We start from the raw sequence: 804 nt of genomic DNA, 5'->3' as shown, positions 1-804 counted from the left end.
ATTAATTGTGCTTTTAACGGGCAGCATCAAGGGGAAATGACACTCGCTGAAGAACTCATTGAAGGCACACCGGATAATTCATTAACCTTATTTGATCGCGGTTATTATTCATTAGGGCTTTTGCATCGTTGGCATCAAGCAGGGACTGAAAGACACTGGATGATACCTGTCAGAAAAGGCTTAACGGTTGATACCATAAAGAAAATCAGTAAAAATGACCAGTTAGTGCGTCTTAAAACATCGCCCCAAGCGCGAAAAAAGTTTACTGACTTGCCAGAGTTTTTAGAAGCTCGGCTGCTTACTTACACGCATAATAATAAGCAGTATCAGATTCTTACATCAATGCTTGATGTAATGCGTTACCCATCAAAAGAAATAGCTGATTTGTACATGCATCGCTGGGAAATAGAAATAGGATATCGAGAAATAAAACAAACGATGCTGCACTCAAACTATATCCTACGCTCAAAAAGGCCGGATATGATAAGGCAAGAGTTGTGGGGGTTACTAATTGCCTACAATATTATAAGAATAGCCATGCGTGAGGCCGCAGAGTTACTGGAAGTATGGCCAAATCAACTGAGTTTTTCTCATTGTTCAAGGCATATCAACGTATTTCTGTTAACTATCCCACTGACCAGTCCGGGAAATTTACCAAAACACTATGAGCATTTATTAGAAACGCTGACGCTATTTCAGTTACCGACAAGGCGTCATGAGCGCCGCTTTCCACGATGTGTGAAAAAGAAACCATCTAAATATCCGTATAAAAAAAAGCCAGTCAGTGTTAACTGACTGGCATTA

Annotated in this window: 1 protein-coding gene; it reads left to right on the top strand. The window is 40.2% G+C overall.

The genetic code is table 11. The features are described 5' to 3' along the window. Positions 1–795 (top strand): IS4 family transposase (locus AAEZ22_RS18080; protein WP_352298354.1); only part of this gene is annotated, 795 nt, incomplete at its 5' end. Between the last annotated feature and the right edge of the window lie 9 nt (positions 796–804).

The sequence above is a fragment of the Pseudoalteromonas sp. 20-MNA-CIBAN-0454 genome (assembly GCF_040308685.1).
GTDB classification, from domain to species: Bacteria; Pseudomonadota; Gammaproteobacteria; order Enterobacterales; family Alteromonadaceae; genus Pseudoalteromonas; species Pseudoalteromonas nigrifaciens.
The sequence above is the reverse complement of the archived record's forward strand: the minus strand, read 5'-3'. Positions and strand labels throughout refer to the sequence as shown.